This window comes from Thomasclavelia sp. (assembly GCF_017889095.1).
GTDB lineage: Bacteria > Bacillota_I > Bacilli_A > Erysipelotrichales > Coprobacillaceae > Thomasclavelia.
On sequence record NZ_JAGHEW010000266.1, the window covers coordinates 1 to 5360 of the forward strand.

Here is a 5360-nt window from a genome sequence, read left to right on the forward strand (position 1 = left end):
ATCATATTATTTTAAATAATCGGATCTTTTTTCATTGCAGTAAATCAGGTTTTAAATTAAACAGTATCAATAAAAGAGCATGTTATTTGGTAGTTGAGGATTTAGGAATAAATTTAGATGTAGGTACCCATAATCACAATTCTGTTGCTATTCATGGTAGAATAAAAGAAGTTAATGATTTAAAAATTAAAAAAGATGCTTTGTTGCAAATTGTTGCATCATTAGCACCAAAACATCCTTATAATGATAAAATGTTAGAATTTACTAATATATTAGAATTAGAAATTGATTATATGATTGGTAAAAGTCATATTCGCTAAAAGGTTAAGCCAAATGCTTAACCTCTATTTATTACTAATTAAATTTACTTGTAGAATTTCACTATGTTTAGCCGAGCGCATTGCATAGCCCCAAGTACCCATACCCGAAGTAACAATCGCATGGAAATTTCCATCAGTAATCATTCCATAATTTAAATCATTTACTTTAACTAAATCAAATAGATATTGTAATGGAAAAATTTGACCTGCATGAGTATGTCCTGATAATTCTAGATCAATTCCTTGCTCCTTATTAATATCGTATTCATGAGGCTGATGGTCAAGTAGAACTAACGGTTTATCATCATCTAAATTACTTACTAGACTTTTTAATGATGCTCTTTTACTTACTACGTAATCTTTACGTCCAATTAGATAAATATCATCTAATTCAACAACTTCATCTAATAAAACATGAACTCCAATATCAGTTAAATTATCAACTACATCTAATTCTTTTAACGGGCAACCACCTTGAAAACCAATTTCATGATTTCCTTCTATATAATAAACTAAATTATCTTCAGCTATTTCTTTAAATACCTTTAAAGATCCATCAAAATCTTCCTGAGTTGTGCCTTCATCATAAATATCACCTAATAAAATAAGGGCATCAGGTTTGATCTTATCTACCTGATCTTTAATTTTATATAAATCATTTACATCAACAGCCGTCGATAAATGAATATCAGAAACAACTAACAATGTTTTATCTTCAAATTCTTTATCAATATTTACATCATAACTAGTTACAATCGTATTTTTAGCATTATAAATACCATAACAGCTTAAAATAAGTGAAATTATTAAAGTCACAATACCCCGTTGATAAATAAATTTAAAATGACGATCAAACCTAGTTTTAAATAAAATCAAATTAATTAAATCAAAAGCTACAAAACAAATACATGCATTAGCAAGAAAACCAAATACTAACATACTAAACTGACACAAAATAATTAAAGTCACAATAATTATCAACGTAATTATTTTTGCATGTCGAATATGTTTAAAAACCAAATGTGTATGATAAGTTAAATAAATTGTCATTAAAGCCACTAATGCCATTTCCATTAATACAAACCAGCTCATAATATCGCCCCTTTTACAAAATAATTATACCACGAAAACAAATTATGATATAATACTTTGCGAGGTGAAATATATGCATAAATTAGCTTGTCCTAAATGTCATCAAGCACTTGAACAAGTTGGAAATTCATATAAGTGCATTAATAATCATTGTTATGACATTGCAAAATCAAAATATTTAAATTTACTTTTAAACCCTGATAAAGCTACTAATAATCCTGGTGATAGCAAAGAAAGCTTAGTTGCGCGAAAAGCTTTTTTAACTAAAGGATATTATGATATTATTTTAAACAGTGTTATTGATTGTATAAAAAAATATCAGCAGGGTGATCAATTAGAAATCTTAGATTTAGGTTGTGGTGAGGGATATTATACTAACGGTATTAAAAACGGCTTTGTAAACTGTAATATTTATGGTTTAGATATTTCTAAAGAGGCCATCAATATGGCTACTAAATATACTAAAGATATTTACTGGTTAGTTGGTAATAGTAAAAATATTCCTATTTTAGATCATTCTTTAGATTTTATTAGTGCTTTATTTACAGTAGTAAACCAAGATGAATTAAAACGTAGTTTAAAACCTGGTGGCTATATTATCCATGTAACTGCCAACAGTAATCATCTAATTGAAATCAAAGAATTAATTTATGATGAAATCAAAGTAAAAAGCGATAAATATATACGTTTAGATTTTAAAACTGTTGAATCATTTGACATAGTCAAAACAATTGCTATCGATAACCGTGAAGATGCTTTAAATCTTTTAAAAATGACACCACATTTCTATCATATTAAAAAAGAGCGTCGTAATGTTTTAGACACTCTTGAAAAACTAGATGTAACTATTGATGTTAAAATAACTATTTATCAGACATGAACATAAATTCATGTCTTTTATTATATAAATAATTATCAATATTTGAATTACAATAATTAATGGTATTCCATATTTAAACAACGCTTTTGATGTTTTATGATGAAAAATCAACATTCCAAGTATTGCACCAATAGAACCGCCAATAATTGCTAAAAGGATTAATGTTTTTTCACTAATTCGCCAACGATGATACTTGGCTTTAGCTTTATCAACTCCATAGCTTAATAAAGCAATAATATTAATTATTAATAAATATCCTACAATAACTTTCATTTTTATTCTTATTTATCATAAAAGAAACGTACCATCTTAACTACATTAAAACGGCTTTTTTCAAATAAAATTCGGGCCGGAATTCTTTTCAATTCCCCACAATCCAAAAAGATAATTACCACACCATTTTTCTCCGTTTCTTCATAGCCAACAATTGTTACCCAATGCCATAAATCATCACGAATTGCTCTACGGCGATGGGTTAAAATCAATAAACCCAAAGGATGTCCATCATCAATACTAGCTTGAACAATCCGAGTAGCATCATATAACTTAGGACGCCGAATAATATGATAACGGCAATTATTTAATAATTTACTTAACCTTCGAGCAAACAAGTACACATAAGGAAAGCCCCGTTTTCCTGGAGTCATGACTTTAAACATTTCACCCATATAATCAAGATATTCCGGTTTTTTAAATTCTCTTTCATTTTTAGTATAATAAATGAAAATATCTGTCGCACTAACACTAGCACAGCCAGCTTTTCTAGCCCAAGAATCCAAATACCAGTCTTGATTTCCACCATGACCAATTAACTCATTATCTTGATAGATCTTAGGATAATCTAAAATCATCCTAGTCACCCCCTTTATGATTTATTATAAGCATCCATTACTGCTTTACTTACTGCTGGAACTACTCTTTGATCAAATGCATCAGGAATGATATAATCTTCTTTTAGTTCTTCTTCAGGAATAATATTGGCAATCGCTTTAGCACAAGCAATTTTCATAGCTTCATTAATATTATCAACCCGACCATCTAATGCCCCTCTAAATATTCCTGGGAAAACTAAGACATTATTGATTTGATTTGGAAAATCACTTCGTCCTGTTGCTACTACACGTGCACCAGCTTGAAGTGCTAAGTTTGGTTCGATTTCTGGCTGTGGATTAGCCATCGCAAAAACAATCGCATCATGGTTCATTGTTTTAACCATTTCTGGTGCCAATACATTAGCAGCCGATACTCCAATGAAAACATCACTATCTTTGATTGCATCTTCTAAAGTTCCGTTAATTTTATTTAAATTAGTTACTTTTGCGATTTCCTCTTGAGCCGGATTCATCCAATCATTACCCGTACATAAAATACCTAAACGATCAACCATTAAAATATTTTTAGCTCCTAATTCCAGTAATAATTTACAAATACTAATTCCTGCACTACCAGCACCATTAATAACAATTTTAACTTTTTCCATTTCTTTACCAACTAATTTTAACGCATTGATAAGTCCCGCACTTACCGCAATCGCTGTACCATGTTGATCATCATGGAATACTGGAATATCTAATTCCTTTTTCAACCGTTCTTCAATTTCAAAACAGCGAGGCGCACTAATATCTTCTAGATTTATTCCCCCAAAACCAGGTGCAATATATTTTACTGCTTTAATAATTTCTTCAGTATCTTGCGTATCTAAACAAATTGGATACGCATCAATATTAGCAAACTCTTTAAACAATACTGCTTTTCCTTCCATAACCGGCATAGCCGCTTTAGGTCCAATATTTCCAAGTCCCAATACAGCACTACCATCAGTTACTACAGCAACACTATTACCCTTACCTGTTAATTCATAAGCTTCATCTTCATTTTCTTTAATTAATGTACAAGGTCTAGCAACACCAGGCGTATACGCTAATGCCATATCTGCCATACTAGCAACCTTAACTTTAGAAACTACTTCTAATTTACCTTTATTACAACGATGTAACTCAACCGCTTTATCATAAACATCCATCTTATAAACCTTCCTTTTTTTATTATTATACAAACTCATTATAATACAAATATAATCTTATTTGTGTATTTTTATTAAATATATTTATTAAAAACAAAAAATCTAATCCTACATCATAAAATGTAAGATTAGATTAGTTTTAATATGGTGTACTAGTAGTTGCTCCACAACCAGAACATTTATATCCAGTTACAACCGTTTCACCTTCAACCCAATTATAACGATGATTAGTTGTATAGCCACCATCTTGACTACAGCCATCACTATGACTACCATTTTCACCGCCGCAAAGATTACATACTTCTACAGTATATTCCTGATAATAACCGTCACTTTTTTCAGTAACTTCTACCCAAGTGTGTTTATGAGGTTCTGGTGTAGAAGTTCCGGTGTTATTACCACCTTGATTATTACCTTGATTACCACCTGATGGATTTTGATTATTATTGTTGTTATTGTTATTATTAGATGATTGATTTCTATCATCATCTTCATCTTCGTCTTCGTCATCATCATCTCGATCATCTGATCTAACTGGAGTAGTTGCATTTTCAATTTCTTCTTCCGCAACCTCAGTTACCGTACCATCTGTTTTAGCGACTTGCTGGTTATTATCTGCATAAACAACAGTTCCAGCATCAGCTAGTGTAGCAGCTTCTTCTAAAGTTACTACTGTTATTGTTTTAGTAATATTAATATCTTCTATTTCATCATCACTAGCTGTTACTTCCTGTTTTAAGTGCTCAGCTAATTTTTTCTTAATCGCTCCAACAGTATAGTTTATTTCATAACTGCCAGGTGTACTAAGATTTACTTTAGAATCATCTACATTTATATATTTAATGATTTCCCCATTACATTGAACATTATAGAAATAATCAACACCCTGAGCATTTACAACAACATAGCGATCACCAATACCACTGATTAAACCTTGCAAATCACTTTCTTGATGTTTTTTAACAACTTCTTTTTCTTCTTTTGTATCATTTACATTGTATTCTGGCTGATCACCTATAAAAATGTACAAACATGTTCCAATCAA

7 protein-coding genes are annotated in these 5360 nt (G+C 30.4%); 2 read left to right on the top strand and 5 right to left on the bottom strand.

The window, feature by feature from the left end; translation table 11 throughout:
• Positions 1-320: pyridoxamine 5'-phosphate oxidase family protein (locus J7M77_RS11865; protein WP_296878812.1), on the top strand; the 320-nt coding region annotated here is incomplete at its 5' end.
• A 24-nt stretch (positions 321-344) separates the two neighbouring features.
• On the opposite strand, the gene J7M77_RS11870 is transcribed toward J7M77_RS11865, so the two are convergent.
• Complete coding sequence (locus tag J7M77_RS11870) at positions 345-1412, bottom strand: metallophosphoesterase (RefSeq protein WP_296878814.1); 1068 nt, start codon at positions 1410-1412, stop codon at positions 345-347.
• 73 nt (positions 1413-1485) lie between these two features.
• Here J7M77_RS11870 and J7M77_RS11875 point away from each other — a divergent pair, with 73 nt between their 5' ends.
• Positions 1486-2292: a methyltransferase domain-containing protein gene (locus J7M77_RS11875; protein WP_296878816.1), complete on the top strand. Its 807-nt coding sequence runs from the start codon at positions 1486-1488 to the stop codon at positions 2290-2292.
• On the opposite strand, the gene J7M77_RS11880 is transcribed toward J7M77_RS11875, so the two are convergent.
• From J7M77_RS11880 to J7M77_RS11895, 4 genes are all read right to left on the bottom strand, one after another.
• Positions 2248-2565 carry a DUF1294 domain-containing protein gene (locus tag J7M77_RS11880; RefSeq protein ID WP_296878818.1) on the bottom strand — a complete coding sequence of 106 codons (318 nt, stop codon included), beginning with the start codon at positions 2563-2565 and terminating at the stop codon, positions 2248-2250. The two genes, J7M77_RS11875 and J7M77_RS11880, sit on opposite strands and share 45 nt — an antisense overlap.
• 8 nt (positions 2566-2573) lie before the next feature.
• The gene (locus J7M77_RS11885) at positions 2574-3143 is read right to left on the bottom strand and encodes a hypothetical protein (RefSeq protein WP_296878819.1); all 570 of its coding nucleotides are present in this window, start codon (positions 3141-3143) and stop codon (positions 2574-2576) included.
• Between the two features lie 14 nt (positions 3144-3157).
• Positions 3158-4315 (bottom strand): malic enzyme-like NAD(P)-binding protein, encoded by a 1158-nt coding sequence (locus J7M77_RS11890; RefSeq protein WP_296878821.1) that lies wholly within the window; start codon positions 4313-4315, stop codon positions 3158-3160.
• A gap of 139 nt (positions 4316-4454) precedes the next feature.
• On the bottom strand, positions 4455-5360 hold a 906-nt coding region (locus J7M77_RS11895; protein ID WP_296878823.1), incomplete at its 5' end, for a hypothetical protein.